This is a genomic window from Undibacterium sp. Ji42W (assembly GCF_049340405.1).
GTDB lineage: Bacteria > Pseudomonadota > Gammaproteobacteria > Burkholderiales > Burkholderiaceae_D > Undibacterium.
This window is the reverse complement of sequence record NZ_JBMPOV010000015.1, coordinates 77,821-94,022: the sequence shown is the minus strand read 5'-3', so window position 1 is coordinate 94,022 and position 16,202 is coordinate 77,821. Positions and strand designations below refer to the sequence as shown.

At 50.9% G+C, this 16,202-nt stretch carries 13 protein-coding genes; 5 read left to right on the top strand and 8 right to left on the bottom strand.

Annotated elements, in window-relative coordinates; translation table 11 throughout:
* Positions 1 to 131: 131 nt before the first annotated feature.
* The gene (locus ACO0LG_RS26260) at positions 132 to 1,154 is read left to right on the top strand and encodes a GlxA family transcriptional regulator (RefSeq protein WP_423031016.1); all 1,023 of its coding nucleotides are present in this window, start codon (positions 132 to 134) and stop codon (positions 1,152 to 1,154) included.
* A 26-nt stretch (positions 1,155 to 1,180) separates the two neighbouring features.
* Here ACO0LG_RS26260 and ACO0LG_RS26255 read toward each other — a convergent pair whose 3' ends face one another.
* From ACO0LG_RS26255 to ACO0LG_RS26245, 3 genes are all read right to left on the bottom strand, one after another.
* The gene (locus tag ACO0LG_RS26255; RefSeq protein ID WP_423031014.1) at positions 1,181 to 1,810 is read right to left on the bottom strand and encodes a YitT family protein; all 630 of its coding nucleotides are present in this window, start codon (positions 1,808 to 1,810) and stop codon (positions 1,181 to 1,183) included.
* A gap of 232 nt (positions 1,811 to 2,042) precedes the next feature.
* On the bottom strand, positions 2,043 to 3,023 hold the full coding sequence (locus ACO0LG_RS26250) for a tetratricopeptide repeat protein (protein ID WP_423031012.1): 981 nt from the start codon (positions 3,021 to 3,023) through the stop codon (positions 2,043 to 2,045).
* Between the two features lie 110 nt (positions 3,024 to 3,133).
* The gene (locus ACO0LG_RS26245; RefSeq protein ID WP_423031010.1) at positions 3,134 to 5,173 is read right to left on the bottom strand and encodes a site-specific recombinase; all 2,040 of its coding nucleotides are present in this window, start codon (positions 5,171 to 5,173) and stop codon (positions 3,134 to 3,136) included.
* Between the two features lie 227 nt (positions 5,174 to 5,400).
* Here ACO0LG_RS26245 and ACO0LG_RS26240 point away from each other — a divergent pair, with 227 nt between their 5' ends.
* Both ACO0LG_RS26240 and ACO0LG_RS26235 read left to right on the top strand, forming a co-directional pair.
* Positions 5,401 to 6,702, top strand: a complete 1,302-nt coding sequence (locus ACO0LG_RS26240) for a hemolysin family protein (protein WP_423031008.1) — start codon at positions 5,401 to 5,403, stop codon at positions 6,700 to 6,702.
* Positions 6,703 to 6,820: 118 nt separating this feature from the next.
* Positions 6,821 to 10,447 (top strand): bifunctional diguanylate cyclase/phosphodiesterase, encoded by a 3,627-nt coding sequence (locus tag ACO0LG_RS26235; RefSeq protein ID WP_423031006.1) that lies wholly within the window; start codon positions 6,821 to 6,823, stop codon positions 10,445 to 10,447.
* 144 nt (positions 10,448 to 10,591) lie between these two features.
* Here the strand turns inward: ACO0LG_RS26235 and ACO0LG_RS26230 are convergent, their stop codons facing one another.
* Both ACO0LG_RS26230 and ACO0LG_RS26225 read right to left on the bottom strand, forming a co-directional pair.
* Positions 10,592 to 10,714, bottom strand: a complete 123-nt coding sequence (locus ACO0LG_RS26230; protein WP_423031004.1) for a hypothetical protein — start codon at positions 10,712 to 10,714, stop codon at positions 10,592 to 10,594.
* A gap of 149 nt (positions 10,715 to 10,863) precedes the next feature.
* Entirely contained in the window at positions 10,864 to 11,736 is an 873-nt protein-coding gene (locus ACO0LG_RS26225; RefSeq protein ID WP_423031002.1) for an MBL fold metallo-hydrolase, read from the bottom strand.
* Between the two features lie 320 nt (positions 11,737 to 12,056).
* On the opposite strand from ACO0LG_RS26225, the gene ACO0LG_RS26220 reads away from it, so the two are divergent.
* A complete protein-coding gene (locus ACO0LG_RS26220; protein WP_423031000.1) occupies positions 12,057 to 12,869 on the top strand; it encodes a sulfite exporter TauE/SafE family protein in 813 nt (270 codons plus the stop codon).
* On the opposite strand, the gene ACO0LG_RS26215 is transcribed toward ACO0LG_RS26220, so the two are convergent.
* The 3 genes from ACO0LG_RS26215 to ACO0LG_RS26205 form a co-directional block, all read right to left on the bottom strand.
* Positions 12,866 to 13,213: an ArsR/SmtB family transcription factor gene (locus ACO0LG_RS26215; RefSeq protein ID WP_423030998.1), complete on the bottom strand. Its 348-nt coding sequence runs from the start codon at positions 13,211 to 13,213 to the stop codon at positions 12,866 to 12,868. The two genes, ACO0LG_RS26220 and ACO0LG_RS26215, sit on opposite strands and share 4 nt — an antisense overlap.
* 296 nt (positions 13,214 to 13,509) lie before the next feature.
* Positions 13,510 to 13,818: a hypothetical protein gene (locus tag ACO0LG_RS26210; RefSeq protein ID WP_423030996.1), complete on the bottom strand. Its 309-nt coding sequence runs from the start codon at positions 13,816 to 13,818 to the stop codon at positions 13,510 to 13,512.
* Between the two features lie 138 nt (positions 13,819 to 13,956).
* Positions 13,957 to 14,667, bottom strand: a complete 711-nt coding sequence (locus ACO0LG_RS26205) for a queuosine precursor transporter (protein ID WP_423030994.1) — start codon at positions 14,665 to 14,667, stop codon at positions 13,957 to 13,959.
* 234 nt (positions 14,668 to 14,901) lie between these two features.
* Here ACO0LG_RS26205 and ACO0LG_RS26200 point away from each other — a divergent pair, with 234 nt between their 5' ends.
* Complete coding sequence (locus ACO0LG_RS26200) at positions 14,902 to 16,194, top strand: HD-GYP domain-containing protein (RefSeq protein ID WP_423030992.1); 1,293 nt, start codon at positions 14,902 to 14,904, stop codon at positions 16,192 to 16,194.
* The last annotated feature ends 8 nt before the right edge of the window (positions 16,195 to 16,202 follow it).

Here is a 16,202-nt window from a genome sequence, read left to right as displayed (position 1 = left end):
TAAAGCGCAGTGACTCTGTCATCTTTTTGCATGTCTGGCCGATTTTGCGTTAAGAATGGCTTAAAAAGACGGGTTACATTGTTTCGATTATGATGAACGCTTTATTTAAGTTTATTGAGCCAGAGCTGATAATGAAGTCGATTAAAGCAACCAAGTCAGGCGTGGTCAAGCGATCCACTTTAGCGCGCACTGTCGATATTGTGATCTACCCCGGCTTCAAGGCACTGGAAGCGATAGGCCCCATGTCGGTATTTGAATATGCCAATATCCATTTACAGCGCCAGGGCAAGCCTGCTGCCTATGATGTAAAGATTGCGGCGGCGCATCTGGGCTCTGTGCGTTCAGATACCCTGATGTGCCTCGAAGCCAGCAAGCTCATCAATACCCTGGTGTTGCCAGATGATGTCATCATCGTCGGTTCAAGGCATATACAGCAGGCGCTGGCAGACAATCAGGCCATCATCGATTGGGTCGCTGAAGTTGCGACTAGGATCAAACGCCTGGCGGCACTATGTTCAGGCGCTTTTTTTCTGGCCCGCACGGGTTTGCTGGATGGCAAACATGCGGCCACCCACTGGAGTGTGGCCCAACAACTGCAAGATGACTTTGCTGCCGTGCAGGTCGATGCCGATGCGATATTTATCCGCAGCGGCAACCTGTGGACTTCTGCTGGCGTCACTGCCGGCATTGACCTGGCACTGGCCTTTGTGGAAGATGATTGCGGTCATGAACTGGCGCTGGAAGTTGCCAGTGACATGGTGGTCTACCTAAAACGTCCTGGTGGACAATCACAATTCAGCACGCACCTGATGAGCCAGAAAACGGCGCAAACCAATATCCGTGAACTGCAGCAATGGATATTGTCCAACTTGCACCAGCGCCTGCCAGTATCGCAACTGGCAAAAATGGCAGGCATGAGCTTGCGCAATTTTACCCGCTTGTTCCAGCATGAAGTAGGTGTCAGCACGACAGAGTTTATTGAGACTGCACGCATTGAATTTGCCCGGCAATTGCTGGCAGATATGTCTGAACAGACCTTGCCGGTGAAGACGATCGCGGCACGCTGTGGTTTTGGTAGTGATGACCAGTTGCGCAGGGTATTTCAAAAACGCTTGCAGATGTCGCCGACGCAATACCGTGCTGCGCTGGACTGATTTTCTATGCATTACATCGCCAAACTTCACATTGCCATATAGCGCCCTGGCCTGTGGTTCAGGCTGACCGCCAGGTTCAAGGCGAAAGCACCCAGTAAAGATGCCAGCAAAGCCATCGGTGTGACCACTGCCAGTGATGCCAGAACGATGATGAAATCGAGACCCATTTGCAATTTTCCCGCACGTATGCCACGTTTCTCTTGCAGATACAGTGCCAGGATATTGATCCCACCCAGACTGGCCTGGTGGCGGAATAAAACGATGAACCCGACCCCCATCATCAGGCCACCTGTCAAGGCCACATAGAAGGGTGTCAGAGCAGTCATCGCAGTCAGGTGAAAAAGCTTGGGATGCAGACTGGAAAATACCGAGACCAGCGCCACTGCGCAAAAAGTCTTGAGCGTAAAATGCCAGCCCATGCGCCGCCACGCCAGCCAGTAAAATGGCAGGTTGATCAAAAAGAACAACGTGCCAAATGACCAGCCGGTAGTGTAATGCAGCAAGAAGGCTAGACCGGCTGTACCACCTGTTAGCAAACCTGCCTGATTGAATAAAGCGATACCGAGAGAAACCAGCAAAGTGCCTGTGATAATCGCCAGCACATCTTCCAGCAAACTATGCGGAATGAATCGTTTAGATGCAGTGGCGGTTTTCATGATGGAGCCGGGAAGGGGGATGAAGCAGAATTGTAAGCTGCTTCTCCTGAGCTTAAATCATGAGAGGGCCAGCATTCTTGTATTCATTGACCTGCGTCAAACATGATGATCCGGTTTCACAATCATCGTGTTTGACGAGTTGGAGGAGGTTAAAAAAGCATGACTTACTACCATTAGTAAGTCATGGCCGTTTTTCATTGCGAAGATGGCTGATGGAGTGCTTACTATCCGTTCAGGCTTTCAAGACCTTTAACTGATCTTCTGCATCTGCGCGAAATTTTTTGCTTAGACCAGGTTTGTACGCCAATGCTTTTTCAAAATAGGAAATCGCCTTGGGTTTGTCATTCGTGGCCTGCAGACATTGTCCCAGGCGGTAATAGACGCCTGCATTGGTGTCGAGTGTCTGGGCTTTTTCAAACCAGCTTATCGCTTCCTTGTACTTGCCCTGTTCCTGCATGGAGCGGCCCATGCCAAAAGCACCCTGGTATTTGTCAGGGTAGCGCTGTTGAATATCGCTAAAAATACGCTCGGCATCACTGAATTTCTTTTGCTGAACATAATAAGCACCCAGATTATATAAGGCGCTGCGCTGCATTTTACTCAGGGATTCGACGTTGCCAGGGATGGCTGTCAGCGCCGCTGTTTCTGCACTGGCAAATTTGTCGTCTGCCAGATCCATATTGGCCTGCAATAAATTACCCGCAGCGCTGTTTACCTTGGCAGTTTCTATGACCAGATTCTGTGCCTTGCTTTTACCACCACCGGCAATTGCTGGTGCTTGCAAATAATATTGCAGCAATGATCCGCGTGCGCTGTAATTTTTTGGGTCAAGTTCTATCGCCTTGATAAAGGCATCACGTATCTTGCCAGCGTAAGACATGGCAGCAAACATGCTGCCCGAAGTTGCTTTGGTGCCTAATACATTGCCCAGCATTTCATGACATTCAGACAGTTGCGGGTGTGCGCTGACACATTGTTCTGCATATTTCGCCGCCTCATCGAGTTTATCGAGCTTGCCTTCTGCCAGTATCAATTCTGCTTTCACCAATAAGGCGTCAGCATTATTGGCATCAGTAGTCAATTTTGCATTCGCTGCTTTTTCTGCTTCAGCATATTTCTTGGCCTTGATCAGTCCGTCATATTCATGAGCGCTGGCAGGTTGTGTCATGAGCAGGGCGATAGAGCTGGCAAGCAGGACAGGCAATATTTTCATGGGATACCTTGGAAAAGAGTTGACCTCATGTTAACGCTGCGCCGGTCATTTGGTTGACGGGCGCAGCGATGTGTCAGAGCTCAGGATGAAAAATGATCCAGCCTTTTAGCTCACTCTTTCTTTTCCTTTTCCACTTCAGTTTCTTTTTGCTCGCCATTTTCTGTTGCACCCTCTTTGGAGGGGAAGAAATAAGCACGGGGATTTTCCTTGAAGCGTGCCCACAGCAAAACCGTCAGCAAGCCACCCCGCCCAAAACTGATACGACGTGAACGCAAGGCCACCAGCATCGCCAGGCTGAAGCTGACACCCAGGTTCACCATGCCTATGCACATGATGCCAAACAGGGAGTAGGCCGCCACTTGCCAGCTCATGATATTGTCAAGACCGACCAGCGCAAAGGCAAAGTTCGCGCTGGCAAAAGTGATGTGGCGTATATCTATCGGCAAGCCAAAGAAACTACCTAATTGACCTATGGTGCCAAGCATGATGCCAAAGAAAAAATTTCCTGCCAACGCGCCAAGATTGTTGCCTATGTAAGTGGTGACACGCAGCAATCGTGCTTCACCCAAAAGACGCTTTAGCCAACCCAACTGGCGCAAACGCTCGGGGATGTTGCCATAGCTGGCCTTGTTGTCGTAATAGCCTGAAATCAAGCCAGACAAAAACAGGCAGACCCCGGCGATGGCCGCATGTGGCAAGGCCATGCTACCAAAGGGGTCTATGTCATGCAGCAAATGCTGGGCTTTTTCTGGTGACACCAGATGCTTGCCAGTGATGGACACCCACGCCCAGGCAATGGCATACGCAGTAGGCATGGCCAGACCAATATTGCCGATAATGGCAATGAATTGTGAGCGCAACACGCGCACGATGAGTTCAGCGAGTTCATCGAGCTTTTGTTTGCCGCCATCAATGGCGCGTGCCAGCAGGGCAGCGGTCATGGCAGGTTGTTTGGTGGCGATGGTGAAATGCAGTACGTGCACCAGCATGAAACCACCTGAATAATTCAGGCTGTATAGCACTGCGTAACCAAAGGGGGCCATCGCCAGGGTGCCAAACAAAATCTTGATCAGCGCCATGAAGCCGACGATGAAGCCAGCTCCCAAGGCAGAGCGCAACATCTCCAGCCATTCTGCGCGATTATTGGTCACATAGTGCTCACCGCTTTTCCCGGCTCTTTCGGTCACTTGCAGCGACAAGAGTTCAGTATTGCTTTGCATCAGATTGCGCAGGCTATGGCTGTGGTTTTCTGCGATAGACAATTCCTTGAACAGGCTCGTGCCTATGGCGGCGGCATGGTCTGTGCTGCGGCTGTCCAGCATATCAAGCAACTGGCGCAAGCGTGCTATGCTTTGCATTAACTGTAGCAGCAGGCGTGTCAGGCTGATTGAGACACCTTGCAAGGCGGCGGTGCGGCGTATGCGGTTGGCGATGTCTTCGCACTGCGTCAGCAAGACTTCGATATGTTTGCCGTCTTCCCGTTCATGCGATTTGTCTGCCAGCCATTTGGTATAGCAAATCACATAGTCATTGATGGCGTCATTCTGGCGCAGGAAAGGCGACTCGAATTTTTCTATGTCAGGGTAATTACGCACCAGTTCGGCTTCCAGGCCTATATTCGTGATGCGGTAAGACAGCACCTGGACGGCACTCAGGATTTCACTGGTCAGTGTGGCATAGGTGTTGCGAGGAGCGCGGGCGCGAAAACCTATGGCCCTGAGCAAATCCATCCAGGCCTGGTCTGCGACTGCATTGATCCAGATATGGTCGGTTTTTTTATAAAACAACTGACCAAACACGTCTTTGATATAGGCGTCATTGACCAATGGCGGCAAGAACTTATTCATCAATCTTTGCCTGGCCACCGACCAGAAGCCGGTATTCTGGGTGATACCTACATCGGTGAACAAATGCACCAGCTTGCGCGTGGTCAATACCTGTATCAGGTAACAGCGCAAGGCCTTGCGCCACGCCGGATTGCTTTGCAGTACAAAGCACAGGGCACGCAGGTTATCGGTGGCCCTGGTTGTATCTTGCGGGCGGGGGGGGCGAATTTCTGCAATCAGATCACGCAAGTGCTGGATATCATTGAGTGCAGGATATTCGCCAAGGCGGATTTCAATTTCCGCTAAAACACTGTCCAAGCTCAAACCTTTCTCCTCAAAATGCCATGAACATAAGCTTTTAACGCAATTCATGGGTTTTGTCATGCTACTAGTAGGAATATAGTGTGCCTTCCAGTAGCATGCATAGAACTTAAACAGATGTGGCGAATTGCTGTTTTTTCAAGAGCAGCGCGAGGTAAGCCATTGCATTTGCATGCAAAAAGAGGCAATTTAGTCTAAAGTATCGGGGTGTTCATAAAAAAGGTTGAGCGTTGGATAATTTATTGTTGGTGCTGGCTGCCCTGTTACTGGTCTTGTTGAATGGCTTTTTCGTGGCGGCAGAATTCGGTCTGGTGAAATTGCGTCAGACCAGGGTGCGCAGTATTGCGAAGACTTCCGGTTTGCGAGGCCGCCTTTTATTCACGGTGCATCAACACCTGGATACCTATTTATCCGCCTGTCAACTGGGCATCACCCTGGCCTCCCTGGGCTTGGGCTGGATAGGTGAGCCCGCCTTTGCCCGCCTGTTGCATCCAGTATTTTCCCTGGTCGGGATAGACTCTGAAGAGTTGATACACGGCATTTCATTCTTTTTCGCTTTCTTTGTTATTTCCTTTCTGCATATCGTGGTCGGTGAGTTGGCGCCCAAATCGATGGCGATACGTATGCCTGAACGCGTCTCTTTGTGGACCGCGCCTGCTCTGTATGCGTTTTACTGGAGCATGTATCCAGCCATCTGGACATTGAACTTCAGTTCCAACAAGGTCTTGAAATGGATAGGCCTGAGTGCAGAACATGGTGGTGACGCCCATTATTCGCCTGAAGAACTCAAGCTCATCCTGCGCGGCAGCCATGGTGGCAAGAAAGAAACCCGTGATGAATGGAGCATCATGGCCCAGGTGCTGGACTTTGGTGGCCTCGAAATTTCTGACCTGATGCGCCCCATCAATGAAGTCGTGGCCATGCACAAAGGCGCCAGCCTTGAAGAAAACATGCAGACCGCAACGCGTAACCGCTTCAGCCGTTACCCTTACTTTGATGAAGATGAAGAAACCGTGCTCGGCATGTTGCATCTGAAAGACCTGTTCCTCGCGCAACAGGCTGGCAAGCCGCTGGATGACTTGAGCAAGCATTTGCGCCAGGTTGAATTTGTGCCACCGACCATGCCTGCGCTGGAGTTGTTCCGTCGCTTTCGCAAGGGCGCGCCACATTTCGCCATTGTTGGAGTTCGCGGTAGCAAGCCTGTCGGGTTTTTGACGCTGGATAATTTGCTGAGTGCCCTGGTGGGCCAGATACGTGATGAATTTCGCCAGAATGAAAATGACTGGACGACACTGGACGATGGTACCCTGATAGGCAAAGGCAGCCTGCCGTTGTTCACGCTGGGCAGTGCGCTTGGCTTTGATGTCGATAGTGATGAAGTCGAATCCATAGGTGGATTGATCATGCACAAACTAGGTGATTTGCCGGTGGAAGGCCAGAAAGTCGAATTTGAACGCTTTGATGCCGTCGTCAAGAAAATGAATGGCCCGCGTATCATTCTGGTCAGGATACATCCCAAATCCGAGGCTTAGGCGAGACACCTGGGTAATTAGAGCTTGCCTCAAAAGAAACTTGTTTTAGAATAGTCGCTTACCGTGGTCAGCATGTCCTGCTGACTTTTGTTGCCCGGTTCATGAAAGCACTGAAGCAATGGCCATTCAAAACAGCTTATCCACCTATGCGCGCAGCTTTTGGCTGACACTGATGGTATTTGCTGTGTTCACTGCAGTGTTTGGCTGGTATGTGTATTCAGAAAAAACTGTCGATCGTCTCAATGACTTGCGCTTTGAGTCCCATGCACTGTCGCAGGAATTACAGCAAAGTTCAGAAGACCTGACGCGCATGGTGCGCAGCTATGTGGTCACTGGCAACCCTGACTACAAACGTTATTACCAGCACATTCTCGACGTGCGCAATGGCAAGGCTGACCGGCCAGCTTCGCTAGGACAAAACTTGTTTTGGGATCTGGTGCCAGCCAGTTATCCTGCCGCCCCTGAAAAAACTGCCCAAGCGAATTTACGCATCCCGCTGATGGACCTGATTCGCAAAACAGGTATCACGCAAAAAGAATTCGCACTGCTGGAACAGGCCAAGCAAAATTCTGATGCCCTGACAGCAATAGAGTACCGGGCCATGTATCTGATCGAGCACCCTGGTCTGAATGTGAATGAAACCAGGGATCAGGCCAGCGGCTTACTCTATGATGAACGATACCGTCTGGCCAAACTGGCGATACTACGTCCTATTGCCGAGGCCAGTGACTTGATGGAAAAGCGCGGCGTGGACCTGGTCGAAGAGGCAGCACAGTTTGCACTGCGGCTGCGCATGCTGTTTATTTTTCTTGGCATCCTGCTGGTGGGCCTGTTGTGGCGCTCCTACCGCTCTCTTAACAGGAGCCTGGGTGGCACCATACATGAAGTATCTGCCAGCCTCATCAACCTGGGAAAGGGCAACTTCACGACACCTGTTGTCGTCAAACCGGGCATGGAAGAAAGCATCATGGGTTGGCTGGCGCTGACCCAGGCCAGACTGGCCGAGACAGATGAGGCGCGCAAACTGGCAGCACGCAAAAGCGAGCGGCTTAGCCGGCTGTACAATGCACTTAACCAGTGTAATCAGTCCATTCTCCGTCTGGACGACAAGGAAGATCTACTGCCGCGCATCTGTGAAAATGCCGTGACCATAGGCGGTTTGAAAATGGCCTGGATAGGTCTGGTGGATGAAGCCCGGCAAGTACTTAACCCGGTTGCCTTCTATGGCGCCGGAGCTGGATATCTTGAAGGCCTGCAGCTTACTGTACACCCTGAGCAGGCAGACAAGCATGGCCCTAGTGCCGTGGCCTATCTGCATAACCGGCCATATTGGTGCCAGGATTTCCTGCGTGATGAATTGATGGCGGCATGGCATGAGCGTGGTGCGGCACAAGGTTGGCGCGCTTTTGCTGCCTTGCCTTTGCTTAAGAGTGGCAAAGTGGTGGGCACTTTCAATCTGTATGCAGAAAACGAAAATGCCTTTGACGAGGCAGTGCGGGATTTGTTGATGGAGTTTGCCACCGATATCAGTCATGTCCTGAACCGCTTTGAGCTTGAAGATGAACGTCTGCACGCCTTGCAGATGGAAGAATTGCGCAGCTACATGCTGGAGCGGATCACTGCCAATACCACCCAGAAAGAATTGTTCCATGATGTCGTCCTCAAGGTTGAATCCTTGTTGCCCGATTGTCTGTGCACCATCATGTTGCTGGACAAGGATGGCATACATTTGCGTACCGGTGCAGCCCCGAGCCTGCCTGAGGTTTTTACCCGCGCCATAGAAGGCGAGCCCATAGGTCTGGGTGTAGGTTCATGTGGTAACGCGCTGTTCACCGGTGAGCGCACGATAGTCACGGATATTTCTACCCATGCCTATTGGCGCGATTACCGGGAGTTGGCAGAGCAATGTGATTTGCGTTCCTGCTGGTCAGAACCGATACGCTCTGCCGAGCGCAAGGTGATAGGCGCATTTGCCATCTATCACCACCGGCCTTCAGTGCCAGATACCTTCTCGCTGAACTTGCTGGAGATGGCCGCCAACCTCATTGCCATAGGCATGGAGCGCAAACAGTCTGAAGAAAGTTTGCACAAGCTGTCGCAGGCTGTCGAACAAAGTTCGAATGCCATTGTGATTACTGATATGGCGGTCAACATAGAATATGCGAATGCGGCTTACCTGAAGAATGCAGGCAAGGAACTCCGGCAAGTCATCGGCCGCAAACCCAGTATCATGCGTTCGCGCAAGACCTCGCCAGAAGTATATGCCGACATGTGGCAACAACTGGGCCAGGGCGAAAACTGGAAGGGCGAGTTGATCAACCGTTATGCCGATGGACTTGATCATACTGATCTTGCCCATATCTCGCCTATCAGGAACAGCGAGGGTGTGGTCACGCATTTCCTGTCGATACAGGAAGATATCAGCGATAAAAAACGTACCGAAGAGCGTATCAAATATCTCGCGCATTATGATGCGCTGACAGGTTTACCGAACCGCACCCTGCTGGATGAACTGGCGCGTTATGCACTGAGCCTAGCAGAACGTAATCAGGATGCGCTGGCGGTCATCTTTTTTGATCTCGACCATTTCAAGGACATCAACGACACCCTTGGTCACAGCCTAGGTGACATCCTGCTGGTAGAGCTGGCCAAACGCTTGGTTGCTGCCATGCGCGAGAACGATACGATTTCGCGCCTCGGTGGCGATGAATTCATTTTGTTGTTAACCGGTGTCGATGAACACAAGGTCGAACAAGTTGTGCAAAAGCTCATGCAGGTTGTGAACACTTCATTCCACCTCGGTGAATATGATTTGAACGTGACTGCCTCCATGGGTATTGCGATTTACCCGAATGATGGCAAAGACCTCGAAACATTGTCGCGCAATGCTGACGCCGCCATGTACAGGGCCAAGCGTGAAGGACGTAATTCTTACCGCTTCTTCACCCAGGAAATGCAGGAACGCTCCACCCGTCACCTGGAGCTGGTGAATGCTTTGCGCCAGGCGCTGGAGAAGCAGCAATTCCGGTTGCATTTCCAGCCGCAACTGTCCATGCAAACTGGCCATGTACTCGGCGCAGAAGCACTTTTGCGCTGGCACCATCCCGTGCTGGGAAATGTCTCACCCGCAGAATTCATCCCCGTAGCAGAAGACAGCGGTTTGATTTTACCCATAGGTGAATGGGTCTTGCGCGCGGCAGCAAAACAATGGAAGCAATGGCAGGCCAGTGGCTTGCCAGATTTATTGATTGCGGTGAACCTGTCCGCCGTCCAGTTTCGCCATCATGATCTGCCTGCGCTGGTCACACGCATATTGCAAGAGGCGGATATGCCGGCAGCATGTCTGGAACTGGAGTTGACAGAAGGCGTGGCCATGCATGATCCGCAAGGCGCCATCGCTGTCATGAACAATCTGCATGAACGTGGCATACGCATGTCCATCGATGATTTTGGCACCGGTTATTCTTCACTCAGTTACCTGAAGAAATTCAAAGTCTATAAGTTGAAGATAGACCAAAGCTTTGTGCGCGATATCACCAGCGACCCGGAAGACCGTGCCATCGTCAGTGCCGTTATCAGCATGGCCAAGAGCCTGGGCTTGATGACCATAGCCGAAGGTGTGGAAACCGCAGAGCAACTGGAATTTTTGCGGCAGCAGCAATGTGATGAAGTGCAGGGCTATCATTATTCACGGCCTTTGCCGCCAGACCAGTTTGCAGAATTTTTCAGGGATAGTTTGAATTAGTGCTGACTGGTGCTAACCGCTCCAGTCAGCACCAGTCAGCACCAGTCAGCATCAGTCTGCATAAAGCGCCAAAACAGTGACGGAAGTAATGTTGCCTGCCGTTGGCATGCTCACTCCTGTTGTGTAACTCAGTCCTCTACCCGCCTAGCTGGCTTGCATCTGATTGGTCATGAAAAAGACCGATGTCAGAGTTTGTGCGCTGGAGGTAACAGCCGCATTCTGGGCACGAAAGAACAGACCCTTGCCGTTGATTTTGATGCTCGCCATGAATTTCTCTGGAAGTGGAGGTGAAGCTCAAATTGAAATACCGGGATAGAAAAAAGTCCTCAAGTGAAAAATTTTAGCATTCCATTATTATTATTATTATTATTATTATTGGGTTGGTAAGTATTTGCTTATCTCGGCTGGCTGCTGTTTTAAAGACTGTTCAATGGTATTTTCAAATAGCGTATGCCGTTGTTTTCAGCATTCGGCAAGGCGCCTGCGCGGATGTTGATTTGTATTGCCGGTATCAACAGATAAGGCATTTCCAGCCCGCTGTCACGCTTCTGGCGCAAGGCGACAAATTCAGTTTCACTGACACCATCACGCACATGGATATTGTCTGCCTTTTGTCTGGCTACGCTGGTATGTGTGCAGACTTCACGCCCCGCAGGCGGATAGTCGTGGCACAGAAATAGCCGTGTATCGGGCGGGAAGGACAAGAGTTTTTGTATCGAGTGGTATAACTGAGCCGCATCCCCGCCAGGAAAGTCGCAACGCGCAGTACCAACATCAGGCATGAACAAGGTGTCGCCGACAAAAATACAGTCACCAATGATATATGCCAGGTCCGCCGGTGTATGCCCAGGAACATTGATCGCCTTGGCCCGCAATTGACCAATGGAGAATTCTTCCTGATCCACAAACAGCACGTCAAACTGTTCTCCATTTACCGGGAAGTCCGACCCCAGATTAAACATGACCTTGAATACTTTTTGCACCGCGCTGATATTCTTGCCTATGGCAATTTTGCCACCGGCTTTTTTTTTGAGGTATTGCGCCCCTGATAAATGATCGGCATGGGCATGGGTTTCCAGCAGCCATTGCAAGCTCAGTTTGTTTGTCGCAAGAAATTCCAGCACCTGGTCGGCAGATTTGTTGGTGGTATGCCCTGATTTGGGTTCGTAATTCAGTACCGGGTCTATCACCGCCGCATGGCCGCCAGGCGCATCAAATACGATATGGGTGGCGGTGCAGGTTTGCGTATCGAAAAAACTGTGTACGTGTGGCTTGGTGTCTGGATTCATGATGAACTCGCGCATGGCGATGAAATGAGTTCTCGAATAATAACAAAAATGTTGCTGATTTTGACATTTAGCATGCTTGTGCGGGATCAAACCAGGTTCAAGACTCGACGCAGGAACATGACAGGAATACTATAGTGAACTTTTGTAGTTAATACAGCGTGCCTTCCGCTTGCGCGACGATGATCGCTGCGTTGCAAATGCTCACGATAGCACCACTATCGCTGTGCTTTGCATCCTGCCCTAATCGCCGGGTAAGCGTCTTTCACTTCTGTGTTAACTACAATAGTCTACTCGCATATTTTTTAATCCAGACACCTGATATGTTCATCTCTGTAGCAGAACTTGTGGTGGCACTCATCGGTGCCATGGTCGGTCTCGTCATGGGCCTGACCGGGGCCGGTGGTGGCATACTGGCAGTGCCAGCGCTGGTGTACACCCAGGGCTTCAGCATGCAGCAAGCCATGCCGGTAGCCTTGCTGGCCGTCAGCAGCGCAGCCTTGATAGGTGCAATAGAAGGCCTCATGCGCAAGCTGGTGCGTTATCGTGCCGCCATTCTGATGGCTGTCGCTGGCAGCTTGCCGACCCTGTTGGGCGTGCAAGTCGCTCATCGCATGTCTCAGCAGTGGCTGATGCTGGTATTCGCCCTGATACTGGGTGTGGTGGCGGTAAGGCTGATAGTGCAATTGCGCTCGCTTGTCTGTGATGATGGCCAGCGTGCTGCCATGGCACGTATCAATGCCACTACTGGCCGCTTTGAATGGTCAATCAAGACGGGAGCGGTGATTGCCGGCATAGGCGCCGTGTCCGGTTTCATGACGGGCTTGCTGGGTGTAGGCGGTGGCTTTGTCATTGTTCCCATGCTCAGGCATTACACCAATGCCAGCATGCATGTGGCGGTGGCGACTTCATTGCTGGTCGTCAGCATCGTGGGTACGATGGGCGTTGGCTCTGCCTTGCTGAGTGGCGCGCAACTGCCCGCTTTGCTATCAGGCCTGTTTGTTGCCACTACGGTAGGTGGCATGTTGCTGGCAAGACGCATCGCCTTGCAATTGCCGGCAAAAAAAGTGCAGATGATTTTTGTGGGTTTGCTCTTGTGTGTTGCAGCCAGCCTGGTCTATCGTGCGATGGCTTAATTGATGCTGCTACGATTGCTGACACTGTTCAGGACTGCAGCCTGTGATTCCAGTTGTCGTGCGACATTGCCACACACCAAGTCACACAGCGCATAAATCGATTCATCAGCAATATGGTAATACACCGAAGTCCCACGCCCTTCGCGTGCCACCAGGCCGTGCTTGGCCAGCGTGGACAGGTGGCGTGAGATGTTCGCCTGCGAGCAGCGGCAACGCTCGGCCAGGTCACCTACATTGTGTTCTTTTTCGCGCAGGCAATTCAAGATGCGCAAGCGGGTAGGCTCAGCCAGCGCCGAAAAATAATGGGCAATCTGTATCAAAGCCTGATCAGATAATCCGTCCATGAAAGTCAATGTGGTAGTGGGAATATCCCTATCATACCCTGAGTCTCGAAAGTTGCGCACACTCAATTTACTATTTGCGTAATTGCGCAAATAAGGATATTGCTTTTTCGTTGCATACCAAAAAACTTCTGCAAAAACCCTGCTAAAACATATAAAAAATATACCTTTCCATAACTACCTGGAACCTGTTTTCCCTTAATTCGCAGCAGGTATGCAGGGCTGCCTTGCCAAGAGGTGCCTGATTGAGCGCATATTGCGTAATCTGGGTATCAGTGCAGGTCACTGAAAACCAGCACTCAACCCTTGATAGAGAAATGAATACGCGAATTGGGGGCTGCCAGCTTGTCGCTTAAGCGTCTTCCCGGATCTTTGCGTCTGCCTTGCAATTTGCGGGTATTCAGTAAAATGGCCTGCTGTTTTTCGCGGCGATCGGCATTTCGCCTGTTGTCGGTCTGACGGCGTTCAATTTCTGGCCAGGTGGTTTCTTCACCGCTGGCTTTACCATTAGGTGGTTGCCCCTGAGCACCGAGGCTGCGGTGCTGGCTGCTGGCATGCGGCATTTCTGCGGCTTGCTCAAAGATGCGGAATACTTTTAAGGGGAACATGTCATGAGTGCTGAAAGTAAGGCTGTTCGCACTTAGAACGGTAAAATTGCCTAAAACTTTAGCAAGCCTGTTTTTGCAGGCTTGCCAAACTGGAAGATAATTTTAGATGGGAAATGTTTGTTGCTGCCCGCACTTGGTTCACACCTTTAACTGGAAAGGCGTGAAATTAGTATCCTTGTCATAGTAATCTTCATTTTCCTTGCGCTTCAGGAAGGCGACTACCTTATAAGTCACAGGTGTCATGACGACTTCCCAACTGGTTTTCAATATATATTGGGCGACCATGACGGTGATCAACTGGCTGTCTGACCAGATGCCGTAAAAGGCAATCACATAAAACAGGCTGGAATCAACAAACTCGCCGCATATCGTCGAACCTATCGTGCGCATCCACAAATGCCGTCCTTCCATCGCGACTTTCATCTTGGCCAGTACATAGCTGTTCACAAAGCTGCCACACCAGAATGCCGTGACCGAGCCCAGGATAATTCTTGGAGTATTCCCAAATACCGCCGCCAGATGGGTCTGGTATTCGGTATTGAATGGGTCCGCTGCCGGTGTCAGCGCCAGCACAACTACTGACATGATGGCCGCAAACAGTACGGCACCAAAGCCTGCCCAGATCACGCGGCGGTCGCGTCCATAACCATATACTTCGGTGAGCACATCGCCAAAAATATACGAGATAGGGAAAAACAAGACGCCAGCGCCGAACGTCACCGTCCCCAGGACAGGCAAGGTCACCTGTGCAGCCTTAGCCGCGCCTATCAGGTTGGAACATAATAAAACCGTGACAAAGGCTGCCATCACAAAATCGTAATATTTATAACTGCCAAGTGGTCGTGTCATGTGATTGATCCTGGAATATCGCTAGAGTTTTCTGCCCGCAAGCATGGCATGGGCATCAGGCATATTCGACATCCGGGGCAAGCTTGTCAACCTTGAATCAGATTTTTGGTGAAAAAAACTTTGATTTGCACAGACTCGTGCATGAAAAGATCTGCAACAATGTTCAGCGCTTTTGCTGCGTTTTGCAAATCGGCATTTGCTACAATGCATCTATCTCAGTTTTAAAGTGTTTCCATGTGCGCAGCCCCAATTACCGTTGATGTCCCCGTAGAACAGTTATGCATAGGTTTATATGTACATCTTGATATGTCCTGGCTGGAGCACTCGTTTGCGCTCAATAGTTTCAAGATCAAGAGCCAGGACGAAATCACGGCGATCAGGCACCTGGGTTTGAAAACCATCCGGGTCAGCCCGGCCAAATCAGATAACCGTCCCTTGCCGCCGCCAGTAAAAACAGCGGAATCTGTCGAGCCTGAGCCAGTCATGACACTGAGCCCTGAAGAGCTGGCTATGATAGCGGAGAAAAAATCCCGCATAGAAAGACTGATCAGGGAACGCAATGCCATTGCCCAATGCGAAAAGCAATTGCTCAAAGCAGCCAACACCCTCAAGAATATTACCCGTAATCTGTTTTCACGCCCGCAGGAATCGGTGCGCGAAGCTGAGCAACTGGTGCAACAAATGCTGGACTCTTTGCTGGTCGATAAAGACATTGCCATTCATCTCATGAACGACAAGATAGTTGGCGAAGAAGCTTATTATCATTCTCTGAATGTCGCCGTGCTGACCATGATGCTGGCAAAGGAACTGGCTTTTCCAGCAGACGATATCCGGCAACTCGGCATGGGGTGCATGTTCCATGACATAGGCAAGGTAGAAATTCCTGACCGTATTGTCAACAAGAGTTTTGCGCTGACCAAGGCTGAGCAAAACCTCTTGCAGATGCACAGCCATTATGGCCAGCAGATAGGCGAGAAACTGAACTTGCCAAAAGGCGTCATCGACATCATCGCGCAGCATCATGAGATGGCCGATGGCAGCGGTTATCCGCAACAACTGAAGGCAGAACGCATTTCGCCGCTGGCACGTATCGTTGCCATCACCAATACCTATGACAACCTGTGCAATAAACCGAATCCGGCGGATTCCCTGAGCCCTTATGAAGCCATGTCCTATATGTTTGCCAACCAGCGCAAGCAATTTGATGCACCCGCCCTGAATCTGTTCATACGCTGCATGGGCGTTTATCCACCAGGCACGATCGTCAAACTCAGTGACGGCACCCTGGGTATGGTGGTGGCAGTCAATTCCAGCAAGCCGCTACGCCCCAGCGTGTTGATCTACGACCCTAGCGTTCCCAAGTCCGAGGCCATCATCCTCGACCTGATACACGAACCCATACTCGACATCACCGCCAGTCTCAAGCCTGGCCAGTTGGCACCAGACGTGTATGATTACCTGAGCCCGCGCAAGCGAATGACTTATTTCTTTGATACACAAAAAGCAGAGAACCAGAAGCGGCCATAGTTGCTTCT

Bases quoted from the DNA above. Each gene is read 5' to 3' on its own strand.
- ACO0LG_RS26220 (WP_423031000.1), top strand. From the start codon at position 12,057: ATGTTCATCTCTGTAGCAGAACTTGTGGTGGCACTCATCGGTGCCATG.
- ACO0LG_RS26250 (WP_423031012.1), bottom strand. From the start codon at position 3,023: ATGAAAATATTGCCTGTCCTGCTTGCCAGCTCTATCGCCCTGCTCATG.
- ACO0LG_RS26225 (WP_423031002.1), bottom strand. From the start codon at position 11,736: ATGAATCCAGACACCAAGCCACACGTACACAGTTTTTTCGATACGCAA.
- ACO0LG_RS26235 (WP_423031006.1), top strand. From the start codon at position 6,821: ATGGCCATTCAAAACAGCTTATCCACCTATGCGCGCAGCTTTTGGCTG.
- ACO0LG_RS26205 (WP_423030994.1), bottom strand. From the start codon at position 14,667: ATGACACGACCACTTGGCAGTTATAAATATTACGATTTTGTGATGGCA.
- ACO0LG_RS26255 (WP_423031014.1), bottom strand. From the start codon at position 1,810: ATGAAAACCGCCACTGCATCTAAACGATTCATTCCGCATAGTTTGCTG.
- ACO0LG_RS26200 (WP_423030992.1), top strand. From the start codon at position 14,902: ATGTGCGCAGCCCCAATTACCGTTGATGTCCCCGTAGAACAGTTATGC.
- ACO0LG_RS26215 (WP_423030998.1), bottom strand. From the start codon at position 13,213: ATGGACGGATTATCTGATCAGGCTTTGATACAGATTGCCCATTATTTT.
- ACO0LG_RS26230 (WP_423031004.1), bottom strand. From the start codon at position 10,714: ATGGCGAGCATCAAAATCAACGGCAAGGGTCTGTTCTTTCGTGCCCAG.
- ACO0LG_RS26260 (WP_423031016.1), top strand. From the start codon at position 132: ATGAAGTCGATTAAAGCAACCAAGTCAGGCGTGGTCAAGCGATCCACT.
- ACO0LG_RS26210 (WP_423030996.1), bottom strand. From the start codon at position 13,818: ATGTTCCCCTTAAAAGTATTCCGCATCTTTGAGCAAGCCGCAGAAATG.